Below are 23,732 nucleotides of genomic sequence, written 5' to 3'. Positions count from 1 at the left end.
AGGGCCAAACGCATACAATCGCCGTCTCTCTCCAACAACCAGCCAGGCCCGTCAGGAAATGCCGCTCGACCCGCTCACGATGTTGACACTCTCGGTCGCGCTTGCCGCGGCCGCCGCGCTGTACCTGGCGATCGAATGGCGCAGTATTCGTGAGCCTTCGCTGCTGTTCTGGAGCGCCGGGTTTGCCACGATCAGCGTGGGCTCCACCCTCGCCCTGCTACGCAGCAGCGGTTTTCTGCTGATCGGTATCTGGTTCGCCAACGGCCTGCTGGTGACCGCCCACTTCCTGTTCCTGCTCGGCGTTGCGCGCTTCACGCAAACGCGCCTGTCCCGCGGCTGGTGGCTGATCTTCATCGTTTGGCTGGCCTTGCTGTTGTTACCGGACGGACCCATCTGGTCGAAAGTCATGCTGCTGGCCAACTCGCTGCTGGTCGCGCTATCGACGTTGCGGGCCAGTTTCCTCTTGCGCCCGCACGGCAAGTCGTTGAGCGTGGGCGCGGTGCAGTTGCGTTATGTGCTGCTGATCCACGGCAGCTTCTATGTGGCCAAGGCACTGACCGCCGTGATTCCGGGCACGCTGATCGATCTGGCCGCGTTGCGGGGCGAGATCATCCAGATTTCCCTGGTCGAAGGCGCGATGGCCATCATGCTGATCGCGTTGTCGATGACCGGCACCGAACGCTACCGGCGGGAGAAACAGATCGCCCGGCTGGCGGCACGCGATCCGTTGACCGCCCTGTACAACCGCCGCGCCCTCGAAGTACGGGCACCGCGCCTGTTCGAGGACGTCTGCGCAACTCGCCCTGGCGCCTTGCTGCTGATCGATATCGACCACTTCAAACCGGTCAACGACCTGCACGGCCACACCGCCGGCGACCGCTTGCTCGTGGCCCTGAGCGAGCTGATTCGCGCGCACCTGCCCGAAGCGGCACTGGCGGCGCGACTTGGCGGTGACGAGTTCATCATCTTGCTCAATAACACCTCGACCGAGCGGGTCATCAGCCTGGGCAACGCTCTGCGCGAACAATTTCAGCAAACCGCCGCACAAACATTCACCACGCCCGAAACGGTGACGCTGAGCATCGGCGCCACCCTCTTCGATCAACCGCCCGTCAGCCTGGCAGCATTGATCGAGCAAGGCGACGCCGCGCTCTACGCGTCCAAGCGTGGCGGACGCGACAGCATTCGTCTGGTTGATCGGACAGTCGCCGGTAGCGAATCCATGCCCGACCGCGTTCAGCGTTAAACTCCGCCAACGTCTGGCTCTAATCGTTCAGAAGGACCGCGCCATGCCTCATTTCGAAACGTCCCTGCAAGACATCGCCGCGCCCGAAGGCGTCTGCTACGGCTGCGGCGGCAGCAACCCGCATGGGCTGCACATCAAGAGCGTCTGGGATGAAGACGGCGTGCACGTGATCGCCGAGCACATCCCAGAGGCCAAATACAGCGGCTGGCCGGATCTGGTCTACGGCGGCTTGATCGCGATGCTGGTCGACTGCCACTCCAACTGGACGGCGATGGCCTATCACTACCGCGTGGAGCAGCGTGAACCGGGAAGCCTGCCGCGCATCGATTGCGTCACCGGCAACCTTGGGATCAAGTTCATCAAGCCGACGCCCATGGGCGTGCCGCTGACCCTGCGAGCGAAAGTCGAGGGCGATGTCGGGCGCAAAACCCGCGTCATCTGCGAGGTCTACGCCGGCGATGTGCTTACCGCGATCGGCGACTCGATCTTCGTGCGGGTGGACACCGGGCAATTGGCGAACGCGGCGCACGGCCGATGAAAACCGGGGTCATTTCCGACACCCACGGCCTGCTCCGCCCCGAAGCCATCGCGGCCCTGCAAGGCTGTGAGCACATCATTCACGCGGGGGATATCGGCAGCCCGGAGGTCCTCGCGCAGTTGGCGGCGATTGCGCCGGTGCAGGTGGTGCGCGGCAACAATGACCTGGACGCGCCCTGGGCGCGCGAATTGGCCGATTGTCTGCGTTTTGACCTCAACGGCTGGCAGGTGCTGCTGGTACACGACATCGCCGACGTGGCGGCCAATCTGGATGACAGTATCCAATTGGTGATCACCGGCCATTCGCACAAACCGAGCATCGAATGGCGCGGCCAGGTGCTTTACCTGAACCCGGGCAGCGCCGGGCGTCGGCGCTTCAAACTGCCGGTGACGCTGGCGCTGCTGGAGGTGCTCGCCGATTCCATCGAACCGCGCCTGGTGCCGCTGCTTGAATGATGGGTCGCCCTGCGCCGTGCTTAAATAGCGCCCATTGAAAGCCCAGACACTGCGCGCACTGCCGTACAACGAGAACAACCATGAACAGCCATTTTGAGAGAACAGCATGATCGAGGTCACCGAGGTTTCCATTGCCGAGCTGCGTGCGGCGCTCGAATCGGGCCAGACCACGTCAGTTGAGTTGGTCCAGGCTTATCTCGCCCGCATCGACGCCTATGACGGCCCCGACACCGCCACCGCCCTCAACGCCGTGGTGGTGCGCAACCCCGAGGCGCTGAACGAAGCCCAAGCCTCCGACGCCCGCCGGGCCAAAGGCCAGACGCTGGGCCCGCTCGATGGCATCCCCTACACGGCCAAGGACAGTTACCTGGTGAAGGGTTTGACCGCTGCGTCCGGCAGTCCGGCCTTCGCCAACCTCGTCGCGCATCGCGATGCGTTCACCATCGAACGGCTGCGCGGCGCCGGGGCGATTTGCCTGGGCAAGACCAACATGCCGCCGATGGCCAACGGCGGGATGCAGCGCGGGGTCTATGGCCGGGCCGAGAGTCCGTACAACGCGGATTACCTCACGGCGCCTTTTGCTTCCGGCTCGTCGAACGGCGCCGGCACGGCCACCGCCGCCAGTTTCGCGGCATTCGGTTTGGCGGAAGAAACCTGGTCGAGCGGTCGCGGCCCGGCGTCGAACAATGGTTTGTGCGCCTACACGCCGTCGCGCGGGATCATCTCGGTGCGCGGCAACTGGCCGCTGACCCCGACCATGGACGTGGTCGTGCCCTTCGCCCGGACCATGGCTGACTTGCTTGAAGTGCTCGACGTCGTGGTCGCGGAAGATCCCGATACACGCGGCGACCTGTGGCGGCTGCAACCGTGGGTGCCGATTCCGAGCGTTGCTTCGGTGCGCCCTGCGTCCTATGCCGAGCTGGCCGCCAACCCCGAGGCACTTGCTGGTAAGCGTCTTGGTATTCCTCGCATGTACATCAATGCCGATCCTGAAGCGGGTACGTCAGAAGCGCCGGGGATTGGTGGCCCGACCGGGCAGCGCATCAACACCCGCGACTCGGTGATCGAGCTTTGGAAACAGGCGCGCCAGGCACTTGAAGCGGCGGGCGCTGAAGTGATAGAAGTTGATTTCCCGCTGGTGTCCAATTGCGAAGGCGATCGCCCAGGCGCCCCGACGGTGTTCAATCGCGGCATCGTGTCCAAGGAGTTCCTGCACCATGAGTTGTGGGACCTGACGGCGTGGGCGTTTGATGATTTCCTGCGGGCCAATGGCGATCCGAAATTGAATCGCCTGGCGGATGTGGATGGGCCGCTGATCTTCCCCCATGACCCGGGGACGTTGCCTAATCGCGAGGGCGATCTGGCGGCGGGCATGGATGAATATGTGCGCATGGCTGAGCGCGGGATTACGCCGTGGGACCAGATCAGCACCGTGCCCGACGGACTTCGAGGGCTGGAACAAACCCGCCGACTGGATCTTGAACACTGGATGGATCGGCTTGGGCTGGATGCGGTGCTGTTCCCGACCGTTGCTGATGTCGGGCCGGCGGATGCGGATGTGAATCCTGCGTCGGCGGACATTGCCTGGAGTAATGGGGTTTGGGTAGCCAATGGCAACCTCGCCATCCGCCATTTGGGCGTTCCCACCGTCACCGTGCCGATGGGTGTGATGGCGGACATTGGGATGCCGGTCGGGCTGACGTTTGCCGGGCGTGCCTATGATGATTCGACGTTGCTGCGGTTGGCGGCGGCGTTTGAAGCAACGGGCAGCAAGCGGATGATTCCGCCGCGCACCCCGGCGCTGTCTGACTGACATAGATCTGAAGCAACACAAACACCTTGTGGCGAGGGGGCTTGCCCCCGTTCGGCTGCGAAGCAGTCGCAAAACCATTGCACGCTGTGTGCCTGATGCACCGTGGTGATAGGTTTTGGGGCCGCTGCGCGACCCAACGGGGGCAAGCCCCCTCGCCACAGATTAGTGTTCTGCCCAACTACAAATTTTAATGAACCCTGCCCGCCACCACCCACCTAAAGAAATGACTTTCAGGAGGTGGCTAATGCAAATCGAATACGTCTGGATCGCACTCGCGGCAATACTGGTGGTGATTGAACTGTGGGCGATCAACAAAGTGATCAAAAGCGGCAGCAAGGTCGACAACAAAGGCGTGTGGATCGTCGTCATCGTCTTCGTGCCCCTGATCGGCCTCATCGCCTGGGCACTGGCTGGCCCGAAACACAGCACCCACAGCGCGCAATAACCAACGGGCCAAAGCGAACTTGATTTCTGTAGCGAGGGGCTTCCTGTGGCGAGGGAGCTTGCTCCCGCTGGGCTGCGAAGCAGCCCCAAGAAAAACCAGCCCTTCCCAAAAGCCCGAAAACTTGGGGCTTTTTCATTCCCGACTGACACACCGAACTAATTCGCCATCCCCTAACCCACAAGGAGCTGCCGAAGGCTGCGATCTTTTGATCTTCACGTCCGAAAACCACGTAGGAAAACACCCTTTGTGGCGAGGGAGCTTGCTCCCGCTGGGCTGCGAAGCAGCCCCAATCCCTTGCCCCCGATTTCCTAAGACATTTCCGAACGCCCAGCCCGCAAGGGTTTCGTGGCCAATCGCAGCAAATCCCCTTCACCAAAACAGCCTAAAAGGCGTCCTACCCCCCGGTTGCGGGCCATAAAGTGCCCACCTATATTCGAGCCATCGCTAACAGAAATTGGCGATAGGGTTTCGCAGCCCTGTAGAAGTGGATACACACCGTCAAATGACAACTGTGGCAAAATTCGCCACCGTTACGTTTTATGGCGGCTGTGTGTGGGAGACCTTCGGGTCTGCCGGTTTTAGTCTCTTCTCCGGTCTGCGAACCCGCACATAGCTGCCACCCATTTGTTTCGCAGCAGAAAGGTGGCACTTCTAATCAATTGAAGAGCTGATCCTATGACTACGAATAATCCGCCACGCCGCTTCACCCCCATGTCCCAATTCGCCACCGACTACCCCGTCCTCCTCATCGACAACGACGCCCCAATCCGCGAACTCCACAACTGCGTCAGCGAACGCCTCAACGCCGTCCTCAAATACCTCAACCTCATGGGCTGCACCACCCTCCCCGACTACGCCGAAAACGACATCAACACCGTCACCCACATCGCCTGGATCCTGATCCGGGATGTGCATGATGTGTTTCGGGTGATTGAGCGGCGTGGGTTTGATACGCCACCGAATCAGTAACCCGAATCAAGTCGCAAAAAAAACCGCATGTCTGCGGTTTTTTTACGTCGTCCTGAAGCTGGTCCAACAACCCACCCTGCCAATCCAGCCATGCAACCCGCGCCCCTTCCACCAATATCAACTTAGTGGCACTCTGCCGCCTATTTGGCCTATCTCTGCGGGATTCATTTTGCTCGAACCAGTAATCCCGCCCATTTCTCAAACCGCTACGGACAGAAACGCCCATGAAACCGCTGTACTTAAGTTCGCTACTGCTGCTAATCGCAGGTTGCTCGCCGATCCCGCAATACGAAGCCCCCGCCAACGCCCCACAAGCGCAGATCCGCAGCGAAATGGACGCAATGATCAATCGTCGCAACTACCTGACCCTTAGCGCAGCGCCGACCATGGCCTGCAAATACGGCCGATCGGTGCCCGTGACACCCGCTCGGCAACTGTTCTCGGTCTGGGGTGGCTACCCATCGACACCCTCAAGACCCGAAGGTTTTCGAGCCATTGAAGCGGGCAAGCCGATCCATCTGTTGCTGGAGGGCGGGGCCAGCGGCAACCGCAGATGCACGGTCGATTTTGTCACCGAGTTCATGCCGGGCGCTCGCTATGTGATCAAGGGCGGCATCACCGACGGCCCTCATGTCATGAGCGGCTGCCAGATCAACATCGTCGATCTGGATTCCGGGGTTCGACTGTTTCAGGCCGAGCAGTCAGCGGCCAACGGCTGTGCTCTGGATCGGCTGTCGTTGCCGATGCGTTGAGCGCGCGGGCTGATTGAGCACGGGGTCGTTAAATGTGTAATTGGGTGAAATGACGCTGGAAATAAGGTGATAGATCTTTGTTTAAATAGAACTGTCACCATTTTTGGGATCAAGCAGCGCCAGGCTGATTCCTGGTAAATCAGGGAAGTGCGTAATGAGAGTAATCATTGCTGTGTTGTTGATGCTTAGCGGGTACGCCCATGCCAGTTGTGGGCAGATATCCAACAGTGATCAGCGCAACTATTGTTACGCCAAGGAGAGTGGCGGCAGCTGTGGGCAGATCAATGATTCGAATTTGCGCAATGCGTGCAACGCAGAGAAAGGAGGCTCCGGCTGCGGACAGATCAGCGACAGCGATATGCGCAACTATTGCTATGCAAAACAGAGCGGCAGTGGCTGCGGGCAGATCAACAACTCGGATATGCGCAATTCCTGCTATGCGGAAACCAATAATGGCAGCTGTGGCCAGATCTCGGACAGTGACCAGCGCAATCTTTGCTATGCCAAGAAAGGCAATGGCAGTTGCGGGCAGATTTCCAATAGCGATCTGCGGAACCAGTGCGAAGCCATGAAACGCTGACAACTGAAAAGCCCCCGTACATTGTTGGCGAGGCTTCGAGTCGCTACGGTTACTGCAATGCTGAAAAAGGTGGCTGATCTTATTCAAATAGATCTGCCACCTCTTTAAACTGCGACAACTACTATCTATTAAACTCAACCAATGTTATCGCTCTACCCATTCTCTTCAAGTCACCAAAAATTAAATATGCCCCCATGGACTCCAAAATTGCGAGAGCAATAAATATTTGGCCTGCATACGGACCAGAATTTAACAACCCCGGATTATAAAGCTCCAGCGCACCTAAGAGCAAACAAAGAGCAATATGAACCGGAAACAACATCCAAATTAAAAATCCGATGTTATAGCGAATCTTGAACCATTTATGGAGCAGACGAAACCAAGGCGCTTGATAGATAACATTCATATAACCAAACTGAAAAAGAGCGATAGCGCCATTGACGTTGGTTGGATGTCCAAGAATCGTTCGAATGGCTTGCGCGTCAGCGTTTTTTATTCCGTACAGCCTCTCACATTCGTCTTGCAGTTGCGGAACACTCATTTGCAAATAAGTTTGCTTGAAAAGCAACCTATCTGCTTGTAGGTTTTTCCTAGAACTAATAAGCCAATGATAAAGCGGTATTAAAAGACCAATAGCAAATACCAACAACCCTAAACCTTCCATCCAACCGATGCTGTTTCCGGGCGGCTGGGCATCATTTTTTTTGAGTATTACCGTCTGAATAGCATAAACCAAAACATCTTTTAAATTGTAGGACATGAGCCCTATTCCGACTAGCATCAAACGGCTAGACACAGTCCCGAATATAAAATTCAGGACACGATCCAGCACTTTCCCCAAATCTATATTCCACGAAACACTACCTGCCATAACTACTCCGACGAACGAACAAGCCAATGAATGATTAATCGACGACAACAGATTTTTTAGCGGTGACTTGTCAGAAACAGCCTGACGCTAATTGCTACACAGTCATTGAGTCGCGAGCGTCAACCTATCAATTCGACTTTTCCAAGCAAATCGTAAAGCCCATCAGGCACCAACGGCGAATCGTCAGTAAAGCTTGCGCATGAATGCCACTTCGCTGTGAACGCAGCCCCATCGCTCTCTTGGGCGTTCAAGTACGGCAATTCGTAAACAGCTGAATCCACAAACTTCGCATCGTAAACCTGCACGATTTCGTGTCCTGGCTTACCGGCATACGTAAAGAGGCTTTCAAGCGTACCGATCAATCGGACATCGGTGATCGGCAAACCGAGTTCTTCCTGGATCTCTCGTTCAATGGCTTCGGCGCTGGTTTCGCCAAAGTCGATACCTCCGCCGAGCGGGCGGAAGAAGGTCTGTTTGGTGATGGGATCGCAAAATTCATTAACCAGTATCTTTCCATCGTGATGGAAGACACACAGTGCAAGTGCACGGATGCGTTGGGTAGTCATGCAGGTAAGTCCATTTACTTTGAAGAATGCCTGTAGCAACGGACGAAGGTTGCTACAGGTCAGTGTCCATTTGCGATATCAGAAGTTAGCCGGGGTGTTGGCACTTATGATTTCTGCCTCATCCGCCCCAATATTGCGAAACCGATGCGGCAACGTCGTCGGAAAGTAATACCCATCCCCGGCATTCAGCACACTAATCTGCCCATCAACGGTGAGTTCAACCGTCCCCCGCGTCACCAGCCCACACTCCTCGCCTTCCGAGTGGACGATAGGCTCTTCCCCCGAACTAGCCCCAGGCGCGTACTGCTCGCGCAACAAGCGCATCTGCCGGCTCGGCACCGAAGCGCCAATCAACAGCAACCGCAGCCCGTGCCGCCCAAGATCCGGCTGTTCATTCGCCCGAAACACGTATTGATGCTCACGCGGTGGCTGGTCGAAGGTGAAGAAGTCCGCCAGGGACATGGGGATGCCTTCGAGCAGTTTCTTGAGGGAGCTGACGGAGGGGCTGACGCGATTTTGTTCGATCAGGGAGATGGTGGCATTGGTGACGCCGCTACGGCGGGCCAGCTCGCGCTGGGACAGTTTGTAGCTTTCGCGTACTAATTTGAGTCGTGAGCCCGTGTCCATGACAGCCTTATGTGTGTGCACTACTTAAGGGGGTTATGGGGGTGGATGGCGGGCGACTTTTGGCCGCGAGGAGCACCGCTTCCCTGTCCCAGAAACGTGAAAGGCGGGTATTAAATCACGTTTGTTCGTGTTGCTCAGCAGGTTCGATGGGTGGTGGGTGAAAAGCCCAAAACGGGGACGCTTCGCGACTCAGCGGGAGCAAGCTCCCTCGCCACAAAGATGGTGTTGGTTTGGACGTTGTGGCGAGGGGGCTTGCCCCCGTTCGGCTGCGAAGCGGTCGTAAAACCATTGCGCCCGGTGTAACCGTTACACCGCGGTGGCCGGGTTTGGGGTCGCTTCGCGGCCCAACGGGGGCAAGCCCCCTCGCCACAGGGGCCCGTTCACACAGGGACTTTAGATACCGAACCGGTCGCGCAGTGCGTAGTACGCGGCGCCCATGGCGGTGAGGGGCGCCTGGAAGGTGCGGCCACCAAGCATCGGCATGTGCGGCAAGGAGGCAAAGGCATCGAAACGTTCGGCGTCGCCGCGGATCATTTCGCTGATCAGTTTGCCGGCCAGGTGTGAGCAGGTAACGCCGTGGCCGCTGTAGCCTTGCATGTAGTAGGCGTTTTTCTCGATGCGGCCGAATTGCGGCATGCGCGACATGGTCAGCAGGAAGTTGCCGGTCCAGCGGTAGTCGATTTTCACGTCCTTCAACTGCGGGAAGGTCTTGAGGATTTTTGGCTTGATCAGTTGTTCGATGTCGTCCGGTTCCCGGGCGCCGTAGACCACGCCGCCGCCGTACAGCAGGCGGTTGTCGGCGGTGAGGCGGTAGTAGTCGAGCAGGTAGTTGCAGTCTTCGACGCAGTAGTTGTTTTTGATCAGGCTGCGTGCGACCTGTTCGGACAACGGTTCGGTGACGACGATTTGCGAGCCGCAGGGCATGCTTTTGCTGGTCACGCGATTGTCGAGGCCTTGTGGCAGGTAGGCGTTGCCGGCGATCAGCAGGTACTTGGCGCGGACCACGCCTTTGGCGGTGCGCACGGTGATCGGTTCGCCGTAGGTGATTTCCACCGCCGCCGATTGTTCGTAGATTTTGCCGCCCAGGCCGATGATCGCCGAGGCTTCGCCGAGGGCCAGGTTCAGCGGATGGATATGTCCGCCCTGCATGTCCAGCAGGCCGCCGACGTAGTTGTCGCAACCGACTTCGCGCTTGATGTCGGCGGCGTCGAGCATTTCCAGGTTCTTGTTGCCGTAGCGTTCCCAGCTGCTCTTTTGCTCGGCCAGGCCTTTGAGTTGCTTTTTGTTCAGCGCGGCGAAGATGCCGCCGGGCTTGTAGTCGCACTGGATGTCGTAGTGCTGGATGCGCTGACGGATGATGTCGGCGCCTTCGAAGATCATGCTGCCGAGGATTTCGGCGGTTTTGTCGCCATAGCGGTCTTCGATGACATCGACGTCGCGGCTGTAGGAGTTGACCAGTTGGCCGCCATTGCGACCGCTGGCGCCGAAGCCGACTTTGGCGGCTTCGAGCACGGTCACGCTGTAGCCCGCTTCGGCGAGGAACAGCGCCGAGGACAGACCGGTGTAGCCGGCGCCGATCACGCAGACGTCGCATTCCACCAGTTCTTCAAGCACCGGGAATTCGCCGGTGAAGTTACGGGTGGCGGCGTAGTAGCTGTTGACATGTGTTGTTGGTTTCATACGTTTCTCCGATGGCCGCCAGCACGCGCTGGCGACCGCCGCTGTAAGGTGTTAGAGCTTGATCCAGGTCGCTTTGAGTTCGGTGTATTTGTCGAACGCATGCAGCGATTTGTCCCGACCGTTACCCGACTGCTTGAACCCGCCGAACGGTGCGGTCATGTCGCCGCCGTCGTACTGGTTGACCCAGACGCTGCCGGCGCGCAAACCACGGGCGAAGGTGTGGGCCTTGCTCAGGTTGCTGGTCCAGACGCCGGCGGCCAGGCCGAAGATGCTGTCGTTGGCGATGGCCAGCGCTTCATCGAAGGTGTCGAAGGTGATCAGCGACAGTACCGGGCCGAAAATTTCTTCCTGGGCGATGGTCATGGCGTTGGTCACGCCATCGAAAATCGCCGGTTCCACGTACAGGCCACCGGTGCTTTCGAGGGTGCGGCTGCCACCCGCGATCAGTTGCGCACCCTGGTCTTTGCCGACCTGGATGTAGCGCAGCACGTTGTCCAGTTGCCGTTGATCGACGACTGCGCCAACGGTGGTTTCCGGATCGAGGGCGTGCCCCGGTTTCCAGGCTTGCAGCGCTTCCACCAGCAACGGAATGAACTGCTCGCGAATCGAGCGCTCCACCAGCAAGCGCGAACCGGCGGTGCAGACTTCGCCCTGGTTGAAGGCAATCGCCCCCGCCGCCGCTTGTGCTGCCGCGCGCAAATCCGGCGCGTCGGCGAACACCACGTTCGGGCTCTTCCCCCCTGCTTCGAGCCAAACGCGTTTCATGTTGCTTTGCCCGGCGTAGATCAGCAGTTGCTTGGCAATCGCGGTGGAGCCGGTGAACGCCAGCACGTCGACGTCCATGTGCAACGCCAGCGCCTTGCCGACGGTGTGACCGTAGCCTGGCAGGACGTTGAACACGCCTTTCGGGATCCCGGCATCCAGCGCTAATTGCGCAATGCGGATCGCGGTCAGTGGCGATTTTTCCGAAGGCTTGAGGATGAACGAGTTACCCGCTGCAAGCGCCGGGGCGAACTTCCAGCTGGCCATGATCAACGGGAAGTTCCACGGCACGATGGCGGCGACCACACCGGTGGGCTCACGGGTGATGAGGCCCAACTGGTCGTGCGGTGTGGCGGCGACTTCGTCGTAGATCTTGTCGATGGCTTCGGCGCTCCAGCGGATCGCGTTGGCGGTCGCTGGAATGTCGATGTTCATCGAATCGCTGATTGGTTTGCCCATGTCGAGGGTTTCGAGCAGGGCCAGTTCTTCCTGGTTCGCCAGGATGAGATCGGCGAAGCGGATCAGGATTTTTTTACGTTCGGCAGGTGCAAGACGCGCCCAGATGCCGGACTCGAACGTCTGCCGTGCGACGGCGACGGCTGCGTTGGCATCGGCTTCGTCGGTGCTGGCGACGTTGGCCAGGAAACGGCCGTCGACCGGGCTGATGCATTCGAAGGTGTCACCGTTCAGTGCTGCGCGGTATTGACCGTCGATAAAGGCCCGGCCTTCGATGGATAAGGACTGGAAGCGTTGTTCCCAGTCGCTGCGAGTGTTTGTCATTGTTGTGACTCGACGCAGAGGAATAAGTGATTGTTGTGGCAGCGTATCAGGGGATTGCAGGGGTGATTGGGCGGCCGTCTTTGCGGGCAAGCCTCGCTCCTACAAGGGGTATGTGTCGGGCACAAATAATGTGCACACCGCAAACCCTGTAGGAGCGAGGCTTGCCCGCGAAGAGGCCCTCACATTCAACATCAACCCCAACAGCCCAAACCCATCAGACCGTGTGCAGATACCAGTTGTACTCAAGGTCCGAGATGGAGTTTTCGAACTCGGCCAACTCGCTTTCCTTGCACGCCACGAACACGTCGATGTAGAGCGGGTCGATGTATTTGGCCATGACTTCGCTGTCGTCCAGCTCACGCAATGCATCGCGCAGGTTGTTCGGCAGGCTCTGTTCGTTCTGCTCGTAGCTGTTGCCTTCCACGGGCGCGCCCGGCTCGATTTTGTTGGTCAAACCGTGGTGAATACCGGCCAGGACCGAGGCCATCAGCAGGTACGGGTTGGCGTCTGCACCGGCTACGCGGTGTTCGATACGCACCGAATCGGCAGAACCGGTCGGCACACGTACCGCAACGGTACGGTTGTCGATGCCCCAGCTCGGCGAGTTCGGTACGTAGAACTGCGCGCCGAAGCGGCGGTACGAGTTGACGTTCGGGCACAGGAAGGCCATCTGCGCCGGCAGGGTCTCGAGCACACCGCCGATCGCGTGACGCAGTGCGGCGTTCTGCTCGGGATCCTCGCTGGCAAAGATGTTGTTGCCTTCTTTGTCGAGAATCGAAATGTGTACGTGCAGACCATTGCCTGCCTGGCCCGGATACGGCTTGGCCATGAAGGTGGTGTCCATCTCGTGGTCATAGGCGATGTTCTTCACCAGACGCTTGAGCAACACCGCGTAGTCGCAGGCTTTGATCGGGTCGTTGACGTGATGCAGGTTGACTTCGAACTGCGCCGGGGCGCTTTCCTTGACGATGGCGTCGGCCGGGATGCCCTGCTCTTTCGCGCCTTCAAGGATGTCTTGCAGGCAATCGACGTATTCGTCGAGGTCGTCGATCAAATACACCTGGGTCGACACCGGACGCTTGCCCGATACCGGCGAACGCGGCGATTGCGGACGACCGTTCACGTTGTCCTGATCGATCAGGTAGAACTCGAGTTCAAACGCCGCGCAGATGGTCAGGCCCATGTCGTCGAATTTACGCACCACATTCGCCAGCACTTCCCGTGGGTCAGCGAAGAACGGCTGGCCTTCGAGTTCGTGCATGGTCATCAGCAGTTGCGCGGTTGGGCGTTTCTGCCACGGCTCAATGCTCAGGGTGCCCGGGATGGGGTAGCAGATTCGGTCGGAGTCGCCGATGTCCAGACCCAGGCCGGTGCTTTCCACCGTAGAGCCGTTGATGTCCAGGGCAAAGAGTGACGCCGGGAGGTTGATGCCTTTTTCGTAAACCTTATGAAGACTGGTGCGTTCGATGCGCTTGCCGCGCACCACACCGTTCATATCCGCAATCAGAAGGTCGACGTACAAAACCTCAGGATATTTCTTAAGGAATGCGTTTGCTTCGTTGAGTTGAACGGTACGCAGAGGGACCGACATGATGCACCTATTGGCTGTTAATTATTATGTTCACTACGGTGTTACGAGCCCAGTCAACCCGAACGGCAAAGTGAAGTCAATAGCGAACACTTAGCCTTTCAACCTTTATTTTCGGGCCTTTTATGGGGACGAGAGTGCCAGATAAGCCGCCAGAGCCGCGCAGATCCTCAGCATCGGACGACCGGCGTTTAGAATTTTTTACATGAGAGTTGTTAATTAAAATCAACAAGGCTAAGCTCCGGAAAAGCTCGTTCAAGTGTGAAACTTCGAGGTGATAAAAATGGCATTCAAGCCATTGATCGGCGTTACAGCGTGCGTCAAACAGATTGGCCTGCACCCCTACCACGTCAGTGGCGACAAGTACTTGCGTGCTGTCAGCGTCGCGGCTCTGGGGTTGCCCGTGGTCATTCCTTCCCTGGGTGAACTGACTGAAATCGAGGACCTGCTCGCGCAGCTCGACGGTCTGTTGCTCACCGGCTCGCCCTCAAACGTGGAACCCTTCCACTATCAAGGCCCCGCCAGCGCTCCCGGCACGGATCACGATCCGGCCCGGGACGCCACGACCCTTCCTTTATTGCGTGCAGCGATTGCCGCCGGTGTTCCGGTGCTGGGCATCTGTCGCGGTTTTCAGGAAATGAACGTCGCGTTCGGCGGCAGCCTGCATCAAAAGGTGCATGAACTGCCGGGCATGCTCGATCACCGTGAAGCGGACAGTCCCGAGTTGGCGGTGCAATACGCGCCGGCTCATGCCGTGGCGGTGCAGCCGGGTGGCGTGTTCGAAGCGTTGGAGTTGCCGACCGAGTTCAGGGTCAATTCGATTCACAGCCAGGGCGTTGATCGACTGGCACCGGGCCTGCGCGCAGAAGCGATTGCGCCGGACGGTTTGATCGAGGCGATCTCGGTGGAACACAGCCCGACCTTCGCCGTCGGCGTGCAATGGCACCCGGAATGGCAGGTGCTTTCCAATCCTCAGTATTTAAGTATTTTCCAGGCGTTTGGCGACGCGTGCCGGCAACGGGCGGCGCTACGTAAAAAACGCTGACGACTTAAACCCTCACCCAACGATTTAGCTGCCCTCGTGAACGGGCGGGTGCGCCGACGCGCGCTGCCTCTTCACGCGTAAAAAACGAAACAAGACAACAACAAGCACCACCAGGCAGCCAGGACGGCGGCGCCGAATAAGCCCGAGCGGTATGGGCCAGCGAACCAAACGCAATACCCCTGTAGGAGCGAGGCTTGCCCGCGAAAGCGGTGTATCAGGCAACGATGATGGCGACTGACACGCCGTCTTCGCGGGCAAGCCTCGCTCCTACAAGGGACCGCGTTTGAATGGATTGGCACCGTACGACACGGGCTTGCAATCAACTATTAAGTCAGGCCGCGTTGGCCCGACGACTGAAACCTGTTGGGAGTTTCACATGGCAAATGCCTCCAGCACTTACAGGAAGGCTCTTGAAGGTCACCAGGCACCGAAAAAGGTGTTGGTGAAAATCGACCGGGTCACCAAGAAGTTCGACGAAACCACCGCCGTGGACGATGTGTCCCTGGAGATCCATCAAGGCGAAATCTTCGCCCTGCTGGGTGGTTCCGGCTCGGGCAAATCGACCCTGCTGCGCATGCTCGCCGGTTTCGAGCGCCCGACCGAAGGACGGATCTTGCTCGACGGTGTCGACATCACCGACATGCCGCCCTACGAGCGGCCGATCAACATGATGTTCCAGTCCTACGCGCTGTTCCCGCACATGACGGTGGCGCAGAACATCGCCTTCGGCCTGAAGCAGGATCGGTTGTCCGCCAGCGAAATCGACGCCCGTGTGGAGGAGATGCTGCGCCTGGTGCACATGACCCAATACGCCAAACGCAAACCCCATCAGTTGTCCGGCGGCCAGCGTCAGCGCGTCGCCCTCGCCCGCTCCCTGGCCAAACGTCCGAAGCTGTTGCTGCTCGACGAACCCATGGGCGCGCTGGATAAAAAGCTGCGCTCGCAGATGCAACTGGAACTGGTGCAGATCATCGAGCGGGTCGGCGTGACCTGCGTGATGGTGACCCATGACCAGGAAGAAGCCATGACCATGGCCGAACGTATCGCGATCATGCACCTGGGCTGGATCGCCCAGATCGGCAGCCCGGTGGACATCTACGAAGCACCGGTCAGCCGCATGGTCTGCGAGTTCATCGGCAACGTGAACGCGTTCGACGGCACCGTGGTCGAGGACCTGGAAGGTCACGCGATCATCCACAGCCCGGACCTGGAGCAGAAGATTTACGTCGGTCACGGCGTCAGCACCTCGGTGCAGGACAAGACGATCACTTACGCCATCCGCCCGGAAAAAATGCTCGTCAGCACCCTCAAGCCGGAGCAGCGCTACAACTGGTCCAAAGGCAAGGTGCATGACATCGCCTACCTCGGCGGCCACTCGGTGTTCTACGTCGAACTGCCGGGCGGCAAAGTCGTGCAGTCGTTCATGGCCAACGCCGAACGCCGGGGCGCGCGTCCGACCTGGGACGATCAGGTCTACGTGTGGTGGGAAGACGACAGCGGCGTGGTACTGCGCTCATGAAAACCTTCAATCAGCAATTCCTGAGACTGGTCCCCAGCGGGCGCAAAGTGGTGATCGGCATTCCGTTCATCTGGCTGTTCCTGTTCTTCATGTTGCCGTTCTTTCTGGTGATGAAGATCAGCTTCTCCGAAGCGGCGCTGGCGATTCCGCCCTACTCCGAGATCTACACCTTCGCCGAGCAGAAATTCCAGCTGCTGCTCAACCTCGGCAACTACAGCCTGCTGACCCAGGATGAGTTGTACATCTCGGCGTACCTCGGCTCGCTGAAAGTGGCGCTGCTCAGCACTGTGATGTGCCTGGTGATCGGCTTCCCGATGGCCTACGCGATTACCAAGGCGAAAAAGGAAACGCAAAACGTCCTGATGCTGCTGATCATGATGCCGACCTGGACCGCGATCCTGATCCGCGTCTATGCGTGGATGGGCATCCTCAGCAACAACGGTTTGCTCAACGCGTTCCTGATGTGGACCGGGCTGACCTCGGCGCCGATCGAGATCCTCAACACCAACACGGCGGTCTACATCGGGGTGGTTTACGCCTACCTGCCGTTTATGGTGTTGCCGCTGTACGCCAACCTGGTCAAGCACGATGAAAGCCTGTTGGAAGCCGCGTCGGACCTGGGTTCGAGCAACTTCAACAACTTCTGGAAAATCACCGTGCCGCTGGCCAAGAACGGCATCATCGCCGGCTGCATGCTGGTGTTCATTCCGGTGGTCGGTGAGTTCGTGATTCCGGAGCTGTTGGGTGGCCCGGAGACCCTGATGATCGGGCGTGTGCTGTGGCAAGAGTTCTTCAATAACCGCGACTGGCCGGTGGCGTCTGCCCTGGCGGTGGTGATGCTGTTGATCCTGATTGTGCCGATTCTGCTGTTCAACCGCAGCCAGGCCAAAGAGATGGAGGCACGGGGATGAAACGCTTCGGATTTTCAAAGTTCATGCTGATTTTCGGCCTGTCGTTCATCTACCTGCCGATGCTGATCCTGGTGATCTACTCGTTCAACGCCTCGAAACTGGTGACGGTGTGGGGCGGCTGGTCGGTGAAGTGGTACGTCGGCTTGCTCGACAACACGCAACTGATGGGCTCGGTGGTGCGTTCGCTGGAGATTGCCTGCTACACGGCGATTGCAGCGGTGGCGCTGGGGACCTTGGCGGCGTTTGTGCTGACGCGCGTGACTCGCTTCAAAGGTCGCACGCTGTTTGGTGGGCTGGTGACGGCGCCGTTGGTGATGCCGGAAGTGATCACCGGTCTGTCGCTGTTGCTGCTGTTCGTGGCCATGGCGCAGTTGCTCGGTTGGCCGAAGGAACGCGGCCTGGTGACGATCTGGATTGCGCACACGACGTTCTGCGCCGCGTATGTGGCGGTGGTAGTTTCGGCACGTTTACGTGAGCTGGATCTGTCGATTGAAGAAGCGGCGATGGACCTGGGTGCGCGGCCGTTGAAGGTGTTCTTCCTGATCACCATTCCGATGATCGCGCCCTCGTTGGCGGCGGGCGGGATGATGTCGTTTGCCTTGTCGCTGGATGACTTGGTGTTGGCGAGTTTCGTGTCGGGTCCGGGGTCGACGACCTTGCCGATGGAAGTGTTCTCGGCGGTGCGTTTGGGGGTTAAACCTGAGATCAACGCTGTGGCCAGTTTGATTCTGTTGGCGGTTTCGATTGTGACGTTCATGGTCTGGTACTTCAGCCGCCGCGCCGAAGCCACCCGCAAACGAGCGATTCAGGAAGCGATGGACCAGACGGCCAGCGAGTCGTGGCAGCCGCAGAACAATCAACGAGTCGAAGCGACGGCTCTCAGTTAAGTGGACACATGCCCTGTCAGGTGAACACTTTCCCTGTGGCGAGGGGGCTTCTTGCCCCCGTTCGGCTGCGAAGCAGTCGTAAAACCAGTGAACGCGGTGTACCTGATACACCTCGGTTGCAGGTTTTGGGGCCGCTTCGCGACCCAACGGGGGCAAGCCCCTTCGCCACAAAAGCTCACTCGCCAAACGTTTTGTGTTTTTGAATAAGAAGAATGGAGTTGTACCGATGAAAATGTTTGGCAGGACTCTGCTGACACTGTCCTTAGTGGGCGCGATCACCACCGGCGCCCAGGCCAACGACAAGGTGCTGCGCGTCTATAACTGGTCGGATTACATCGCCGCGGACACGGTCAAGAAGTTCGAAGACGAGACCGGCATCCGCGTGACCTACGATGTGTTCGACAGCAACGAAACCCTTGAGGCACGCCTGCTCGCGGGTAAATCCGGCTACGACATCGTGGTGCCGTCCAACAGTTTCCTGGCCAAGCAGATCAAGGCCGGCGTCTATCAGACGCTGGACAAATCGAAGCTGCCGAACTGGAAAAACCTCAACCCGGTGCTGCTGAAAAACGCTTCGGCCAGCGACCCGGACAACGGTCACGCCTTCCCGTATATGTGGGGCTCGATCGGCATCGGTTTCAACCCGGCCAAGGTCAAGGAAGTGCTCGGGGACAATGCGCCGACCAACTCCTGGGACCTGCTGTTCAAACCGGAAAACGCGGAAAAACTCAAAGCCTGCGGCATCAGTTTCCTCGATTCGCCGACCGAGATGCTCCCGGCCGCCCTGCACTACCTGGGCTACCCGGTGAACTCCCAGGACAAGGCGCAGATTGCTGAAGCCGAAGCGCTGTTCATGAAGATTCGGCCGTCGGTGGCGTACTTCCATTCCTCGAAATACATCTCCGATCTGGCCAACGGCAACATCTGCGTGGCCGTCGGTTACTCCGGCGACGTGTTGCAAGCCAAGGCCCGGGCCAAAGAGGCCGGCGACCTGGTGAAGATCGACTACAGCATCCCGAAAGAAGGCGCCGGCAGTTTCTACGACATGGTCGCCATCCCCCGGGACGCGGCCAACGTCGAGAATGCCTACCTGTTCATGAACTTCCTGATGCGCCCGGACATCATCGCCGAGATCACCAATAACATCGGCTACAGCAATGCCAACGCGGCGGCGACGCCGTTGGTGGATGAAGCGATTCGCAATGATCCGGGGTCGTATCCGTCCCTGGCCGTTATGGCGACGTTGTATGCGATTCCGGACATGCCGATTGGCGTTCAACGCGTGATGACCCGGGGCTGGACCCGCGTGAAACTCGGTAAATAACTGACACCCCGATCGCCGATCGTTCCCACGCTCTGCGTGGGAATGCAGCCCGGGACGCTCCGCGTCCCATCCAGAGCCGAACGCGGAGCGTCCGTGGAGGCATTCCCACGCGGAGCGTGGGAACGATCATGTGATAGCTGTTTTCCCTTCTTCCGTTCACGCAGCGCCTTACCACCGCTGCACCTCCTGCGAACGGCCTCACCTGGCTCCTCGGTTAAGGTGAATTTCAGGCGCCCTCGGGCGCCTTTTTTTGGTCCTGAGACACCAGAGGCCATTCGGCCAGCGCTCGGTAATGACCCTTGTGGGATTCGAACAGTGTGAAATGCTCGGCCCGCAACACAAATTCTGGTGGCGTCGAGGACTCAGGCACTGGCAATCGATAGTCGCGCATCAAGGTCAGATGCGGCCTGAATTCCTTCGGCGAATCCTCAAACCCGAACGGCAACATCGCCTGTTCCAACGCGTAAACCAGCCGCAACAACTCCGCTGGCGCCTGCTGCGGCACAAGCACCAGAACCCCATGCTTGCGCCAGACATCCACTCGATCCAGTAACACCCGCAACGGCGCGCCCGGCACCCGCACATTCGCCGCCGCCGTGCAGAGCTCGGCAATCTGCGCCACGCCCACCGCGCCCAGAAACATCAAGGTCAGGTGAAAGTTTTCCGCCGGCACCGGCCGTCCGCTGCGCAGTTGCAGCGCGCTGCGCCACTGGGCAATCTTCCGGCGCGGCTCGGGGGCGCAGCTCAAGGCGAAGAACAGCCGCTTGAGCGGCTCATGGGATTCGTCGCTCACGCCTGGCACCTCCTGACATGCACGTTATAGTTGAACCAACCGAATCAACCGGAGGGCGCCATGCGAGAGATCATCAGCAAAGAGCCATGGTGGGCGATGCCGCCGCAACCCGGTCAGGACGAGGCCGAGCTGGAATGGGGCTGGCTGGTTCACTATAGCGAAGGTGAGCCGCGTTTCGAGTTCGTGCGGGAGCGACCGACGGACAACGAGATCCGCAACCGCAAGAGTTGCAGGATCACCCCGGCGCACGAGTGATCCCGCGGTGGTGGTTACGCTTGCAGCACAACGTTGAAGCCGCCAAAGACCATGCGCTGGCCGTCGAACGGCATCGGGTTGACGTCCTGTTGCATGCGCGGATCGACCATGACTTTCTGCATCCCGGCATCGCGGGTGGCCTTGTCGGGCCAGACGATCCAGGAAAAGATCACGGTTTCGTCTTCCTTGAGTTTCACCGCCATCGGAAACGAGGTCACCTTGCCGTCGGGCACGTCATCGCCCCAGCATTCAGTAATGCTCAGGGCGCCGGCCTCTTTGAAGATCTTGGCGGCGACCTCGGCGTGCTTGATGAATTTTTCGCGGTTGGCGGTGGGGACTGCGGCGATCAGGCCGTCGATGTAGGACATGGTCGTTCTCCTGCTGGGTTAGGGCGTTGTGAACACTGCCTCTGTGGCGAGGGCGCTCGCCCCCGTTCGGCTGCGAAGCAGTTGTAAAACCAGCCAACGCGGTGTACCTGAAGAACTGCGACGACTGATTTTTGGGACGCTTCGCGACCCAACGGGGGCAAGCCCCCTCGCCACAGGTTATATGGCCACCTCAGGGACTGTGTTCAGCCCTTGCGGCACTGGTCAGGGGTTGACCTGCTGAGTAGTCGATTCTGTCGGGCTCCAATCGACAGCACCACCGCTCGAGCTGACCGACGGTACTTCAGCGCTCCCCGCCAGGTTGCCCTCGATCTGCGCGGCCAGGTACAGCGTGCCCGCCATGACGCCGGTCGTCGGGTTCTGCACCAGCTTGGCCCAGGCCTTGTCGAAGGTGTTGCCCAAACTGCTGCGAATCAGCGCCTCGCTGTCTGGCCGGTCATTGGCCCGGATAATCGCGCGAATCCCGGCGACCCCAATGGTGATCAACCCGCCGGCCAGTTTGCCCGCCGCCGCAGCCACCGCACTGGCGGCCCCCCGCGAGGGCAGCTCGGCCTCCATCCGCTGGCTGGCGCGCTTGGCCACCGGCGCCATGGCGGTGTCGGTCGAATCCACGCCCTTGTCCCCGCCCGCCTTGTGGATCTTGTCGATCAGCGCCGCATAGGCTGGCAACGTGTTCAGCGGCTGGGTGTGCACGACCTGATAGAGCGAGGCGTCCCGGGCCGAAGGGGGGCCGAGGGCGATGGCGGGGATTTTCTGCAGGCGACCGTTGAGCTGCGCCATCGGTATGCCGTGACGTTGGGAAATCTTCTGCAATTCTTCCTGGAGTATGTCGACGTAGAAGGCCGTAGCCAGGCCGAGAATCGCGTCGGGATCGATTTCCACGGCAACCGGCGCCAGCACGCGCTGCTGGTATTGCTCCAGCAGGTAGTCCGCCAAACGCTTGGCTGAGGCGTCCTGCTCGCCCGCGGCGCTGAGCGTGTACCAACTGACCTTCATCGACAGCCATTCCTGGGTCCAGTAACTGCTGAACCAGGGAATGAAGTTTTCTTCGGTCAGTTGATAGACCCGCGTGCGCCAATAATCCATGGCGCCACGCGCGTAGATCTTGGTCTGCTCGGTGGCCGATTGCGACGCCGCGACGATCTCCCGGTCCACCTGCTGCCAGGTGCTGGGCGACACCACCACGACCGGCGCCACCTCCGGGGCTCGCGTCGACGTGGCGCACCCCGCCAACACCAGCATCACGGCGACGATCAGCGAACGCAGGTTCAAGATCGCGGTGTCCTAAAGGCGCTCCCGAACGAAATGTCCGGTGCTTATAAGACTATTGAGTTGAGTATAGATTGAGGGTTTTGGCCGTTCGTCTGGAGATCGTTGGTGTTGTTGCGGGCCTCTTCGCGGGCAAGCCTCGCTCCTACAGATTTGGCACCGTCGTCTATGAAAAAACCTTCACCATCATTACCGTCGATATCCACCATCGTAACGAACGCCTTCCGCAAAAAAACCGTCCGGCGCAGGATCAGCCCATACCCAACGCAAACCCCGCATCGGAGGGGCACATCATGTTGATCCATCTGCTGACCTGCCTGGCCCTGACCGCCGTCACGCTGACCCTGTTTTCGCGCTTTTTCCTGGACATCGGCACCACTGAGGAGCACCCGTCATGATCCGCATCGTTACCCTGGCCGTGAGTTTCCCGGTGTTCGGCAGCAACTACTATTCTCAACAGGTGGTGTCTCGCAAAGAGATCGCGCTGGTGTTCGACCCACAGTTCGAAGACTTGCTGATGCCGGCCGCCGCCAACCACTTCAGTAACGAAGTGGTCGGGCTGAATGATCAGTTCCGCTTCTTGAATGATGTGCTGGTCGAGCATCTGCTTGACGTCGAGTTGGCGCAGCACGCACCCCGCTCGTCTCGCAGCTTCACGTTTTAGTGCACATTCCATTTCCAGCACGACATTGAACGCAGGCAAACACCGTATTGGTCGTCCAGCTCCGCCATGGGCGTAACCAAACGACGGAACGCCTGATGCGCCAGCCGGGTGTCAGTGCTGAGGTAAAACTCGCGCATCGCCTGGGTCAGTTGCTCAGCGACTGGCCCCTGCCACGTGTCGAGCGTCTGATCATCGTACTGTCGCAAGCGCAACCCAAACTCCTCCCGATAACGCGCCAATGCCTGCGCGTTGACCTGGCTCATCTCATGATCGAAGGTCCTGAAGTTGCGTCGGTATTGAGCCCAGTATTCCTCCGGAAAAGTGAACCACAACTGCGCCTTGCGCGTGCTGATCTGCTGCTCCAGTTTATCGGGCGGCCTACGCAGACGCGTCACCTCGGCGGAGTCGACTTTCATGTCCGCCGTCACGCTGGCATTGATGATGCGATCAATCATCACCACGCGCTGCGGCGTATCGGGTAATGGCACCACCGGGAAGATCGGCGATGTCCCCGTGCAAGCGGCCAGGCCCTTGTGCTCCAGCGGCAGCGAGGTGCGCAGCGTCTTGCCGTCCACCCGCTCGACCTGCTGCAAGGACGCCACGCATCGGGATTTCACGGAATCGACCTTCAGCTCATATTCAGCGCCGGGCGCAGGCGTGAGGTTGAACGCCGGCGAACCGCACACCATCAGAAAGGCCGGTTGTTCGGGCTTGAGCTTGATTTCCAGGTAGCCCCGAGCATCGGCCGGCGGCGCAAAGCTCATGCCCACCCGCCGCGAAGTGTCGCGGGCAAACACATTATTGAGCACACCCGTGGTGTAGCCCTGGCAGCGTTCAGCGGTGAACAGCATGAGGCTGGCATTGTCGACGTTGGCGACAAAACGCAGTTTGGCGGGATTGGGGTCAACGACCTCGGGATAGGAGCCGTTGAGGCTGCAACCGCTGAGCAATGCGCATAGGGCGATCATTGGCCACATGCGCGGTGGGAAAGCTGACATGGATCATCC

The 23,732-nt window shown here is 59.4% G+C and carries 26 protein-coding genes; 16 read left to right on the top strand and 10 right to left on the bottom strand.

What is annotated here, in order from left to right:
• The first annotated feature begins 58 nt into the window (after positions 1–58).
• The 8 genes from ACY4LX_RS14460 to ACY4LX_RS14425 all read left to right on the top strand — a co-directional run bounded on the left by ACY4LX_RS14460 (position 59) and on the right by ACY4LX_RS14425 (position 6,798).
• Positions 59–1,246, top strand: coding sequence for a GGDEF domain-containing protein (locus ACY4LX_RS14460; RefSeq protein ID WP_463260321.1), 1,188 nt, complete (start codon positions 59–61; stop codon positions 1,244–1,246).
• Positions 1,247–1,289: 43 nt separating this feature from the next.
• Complete coding sequence (locus ACY4LX_RS14455) at positions 1,290–1,784, top strand: PaaI family thioesterase (RefSeq protein WP_463260320.1); 495 nt, start codon at positions 1,290–1,292, stop codon at positions 1,782–1,784.
• Complete coding sequence (locus ACY4LX_RS14450) at positions 1,781–2,239, top strand: metallophosphoesterase family protein (protein WP_149658473.1); 459 nt, start codon at positions 1,781–1,783, stop codon at positions 2,237–2,239. Before ACY4LX_RS14455 ends, ACY4LX_RS14450 begins: the two co-directional genes overlap by 4 nt.
• A 106-nt stretch (positions 2,240–2,345) precedes the next feature.
• The gene (locus ACY4LX_RS14445; RefSeq protein WP_463260319.1) at positions 2,346–4,052 is read left to right on the top strand and encodes an amidase; all 1,707 of its coding nucleotides are present in this window, start codon (positions 2,346–2,348) and stop codon (positions 4,050–4,052) included.
• 244 nt (positions 4,053–4,296) lie between these two features.
• Positions 4,297–4,497, top strand: a complete 201-nt coding sequence (locus tag ACY4LX_RS14440; RefSeq protein ID WP_149658475.1) for a PLDc N-terminal domain-containing protein — start codon at positions 4,297–4,299, stop codon at positions 4,495–4,497.
• Positions 4,498–5,172: 675 nt separating this feature from the next.
• A complete protein-coding gene (locus ACY4LX_RS14435) occupies positions 5,173–5,466 on the top strand; it encodes a fructose-bisphosphate aldolase (RefSeq protein ID WP_463260318.1) in 294 nt (97 codons plus the stop codon).
• A 224-nt stretch (positions 5,467–5,690) separates the two neighbouring features.
• The gene (locus ACY4LX_RS14430; RefSeq protein WP_463260317.1) at positions 5,691–6,218 is read left to right on the top strand and encodes a hypothetical protein; all 528 of its coding nucleotides are present in this window, start codon (positions 5,691–5,693) and stop codon (positions 6,216–6,218) included.
• 154 nt (positions 6,219–6,372) lie between these two features.
• Positions 6,373–6,798, top strand: a complete 426-nt coding sequence (locus ACY4LX_RS14425) for a hypothetical protein (RefSeq protein ID WP_463260316.1) — start codon at positions 6,373–6,375, stop codon at positions 6,796–6,798.
• Between the two features lie 121 nt (positions 6,799–6,919).
• Here the strand turns inward: ACY4LX_RS14425 and ACY4LX_RS14420 are convergent, their stop codons facing one another.
• The 6 genes from ACY4LX_RS14420 to ACY4LX_RS14395 form a co-directional block, all read right to left on the bottom strand.
• Positions 6,920–7,558, bottom strand: coding sequence for a hypothetical protein (locus tag ACY4LX_RS14420; protein ID WP_463260315.1), 639 nt, complete (start codon positions 7,556–7,558; stop codon positions 6,920–6,922).
• Positions 7,559–7,788: 230 nt separating this feature from the next.
• Positions 7,789–8,235: an NUDIX hydrolase gene (locus ACY4LX_RS14415; protein WP_149658480.1), complete on the bottom strand. Its 447-nt coding sequence runs from the start codon at positions 8,233–8,235 to the stop codon at positions 7,789–7,791.
• A gap of 78 nt (positions 8,236–8,313) precedes the next feature.
• Complete coding sequence (locus ACY4LX_RS14410; protein WP_007895886.1) at positions 8,314–8,862, bottom strand: cupin domain-containing protein; 549 nt, start codon at positions 8,860–8,862, stop codon at positions 8,314–8,316.
• A gap of 393 nt (positions 8,863–9,255) precedes the next feature.
• On the bottom strand, positions 9,256–10,542 hold the full coding sequence (locus tag ACY4LX_RS14405; protein WP_463260314.1) for an NAD(P)/FAD-dependent oxidoreductase: 1,287 nt from the start codon (positions 10,540–10,542) through the stop codon (positions 9,256–9,258).
• 51 nt (positions 10,543–10,593) lie between these two features.
• On the bottom strand, positions 10,594–12,084 hold the full coding sequence (locus tag ACY4LX_RS14400; RefSeq protein WP_463260313.1) for an aldehyde dehydrogenase: 1,491 nt from the start codon (positions 12,082–12,084) through the stop codon (positions 10,594–10,596).
• 214 nt (positions 12,085–12,298) lie between these two features.
• Positions 12,299–13,675: a glutamine synthetase family protein gene (locus tag ACY4LX_RS14395; protein ID WP_133835965.1), complete on the bottom strand. Its 1,377-nt coding sequence runs from the start codon at positions 13,673–13,675 to the stop codon at positions 12,299–12,301.
• A 280-nt stretch (positions 13,676–13,955) separates the two neighbouring features.
• Between ACY4LX_RS14395 and ACY4LX_RS14390 the strand changes: the two genes are divergently transcribed.
• The 5 genes from ACY4LX_RS14390 (at position 13,956) to ACY4LX_RS14370 (ending at position 19,358) form a co-directional block, all read left to right on the top strand.
• Complete coding sequence (locus ACY4LX_RS14390) at positions 13,956–14,717, top strand: gamma-glutamyl-gamma-aminobutyrate hydrolase family protein (RefSeq protein WP_463260312.1); 762 nt, start codon at positions 13,956–13,958, stop codon at positions 14,715–14,717.
• A 376-nt stretch (positions 14,718–15,093) separates the two neighbouring features.
• Entirely contained in the window at positions 15,094–16,236 is a 1,143-nt protein-coding gene (gene potA / locus ACY4LX_RS14385; protein WP_133835963.1) for a polyamine ABC transporter ATP-binding protein, read from the top strand.
• Positions 16,233–17,147, top strand: a complete 915-nt coding sequence (locus tag ACY4LX_RS14380) for an ABC transporter permease subunit (protein ID WP_123409723.1) — start codon at positions 16,233–16,235, stop codon at positions 17,145–17,147. Before potA ends, ACY4LX_RS14380 begins: the two co-directional genes overlap by 4 nt.
• On the top strand, positions 17,144–18,034 hold the full coding sequence (locus tag ACY4LX_RS14375; protein WP_149658485.1) for an ABC transporter permease subunit: 891 nt from the start codon (positions 17,144–17,146) through the stop codon (positions 18,032–18,034). Before ACY4LX_RS14380 ends, ACY4LX_RS14375 begins: the two co-directional genes overlap by 4 nt.
• Positions 18,035–18,260: 226 nt before the next feature.
• The gene (locus ACY4LX_RS14370) at positions 18,261–19,358 is read left to right on the top strand and encodes a polyamine ABC transporter substrate-binding protein (RefSeq protein WP_463260311.1); all 1,098 of its coding nucleotides are present in this window, start codon (positions 18,261–18,263) and stop codon (positions 19,356–19,358) included.
• A gap of 226 nt (positions 19,359–19,584) precedes the next feature.
• Here ACY4LX_RS14370 and thpR read toward each other — a convergent pair whose 3' ends face one another.
• Complete coding sequence (gene thpR / locus ACY4LX_RS14365) at positions 19,585–20,151, bottom strand: RNA 2',3'-cyclic phosphodiesterase (protein ID WP_463260310.1); 567 nt, start codon at positions 20,149–20,151, stop codon at positions 19,585–19,587.
• A gap of 60 nt (positions 20,152–20,211) precedes the next feature.
• Between thpR and ACY4LX_RS14360 the strand changes: the two genes are divergently transcribed.
• Positions 20,212–20,406, top strand: a complete 195-nt coding sequence (locus ACY4LX_RS14360) for a hypothetical protein (protein ID WP_123409727.1) — start codon at positions 20,212–20,214, stop codon at positions 20,404–20,406.
• A gap of 14 nt (positions 20,407–20,420) precedes the next feature.
• Here the strand turns inward: ACY4LX_RS14360 and ACY4LX_RS14355 are convergent, their stop codons facing one another.
• Entirely contained in the window at positions 20,421–20,774 is a 354-nt protein-coding gene (locus tag ACY4LX_RS14355; RefSeq protein ID WP_149658489.1) for a DUF1428 domain-containing protein, read from the bottom strand.
• A 222-nt stretch (positions 20,775–20,996) separates the two neighbouring features.
• Positions 20,997–22,064 carry a hypothetical protein gene (locus ACY4LX_RS14350; protein WP_463260309.1) on the bottom strand — a complete coding sequence of 356 codons (1,068 nt, stop codon included), beginning with the start codon at positions 22,062–22,064 and terminating at the stop codon, positions 20,997–20,999.
• Between the two features lie 80 nt (positions 22,065–22,144).
• Between ACY4LX_RS14350 and ACY4LX_RS14345 the strand changes: the two genes are divergently transcribed.
• Both ACY4LX_RS14345 and ACY4LX_RS14340 read left to right on the top strand, forming a co-directional pair.
• Positions 22,145–22,459, top strand: coding sequence for a hypothetical protein (locus ACY4LX_RS14345; protein ID WP_463260308.1), 315 nt, complete (start codon positions 22,145–22,147; stop codon positions 22,457–22,459).
• Positions 22,456–22,725: a hypothetical protein gene (locus ACY4LX_RS14340; protein ID WP_463260307.1), complete on the top strand. Its 270-nt coding sequence runs from the start codon at positions 22,456–22,458 to the stop codon at positions 22,723–22,725. Before ACY4LX_RS14345 ends, ACY4LX_RS14340 begins: the two co-directional genes overlap by 4 nt.
• Here ACY4LX_RS14340 and ACY4LX_RS14335 read toward each other — a convergent pair.
• A complete protein-coding gene (locus tag ACY4LX_RS14335; protein WP_463260306.1) occupies positions 22,722–23,723 on the bottom strand; it encodes a hypothetical protein in 1,002 nt (333 codons plus the stop codon). The two genes, ACY4LX_RS14340 and ACY4LX_RS14335, sit on opposite strands and share 4 nt — an antisense overlap.
• Between the last annotated feature and the right edge of the window lie 9 nt (positions 23,724–23,732).

It is taken from the genome of Pseudomonas sp. Emmai, from assembly GCF_055179735.1.
The sequence above is the reverse complement of the archived record's forward strand: the minus strand, read 5'-3'. Positions and strand labels throughout refer to the sequence as shown.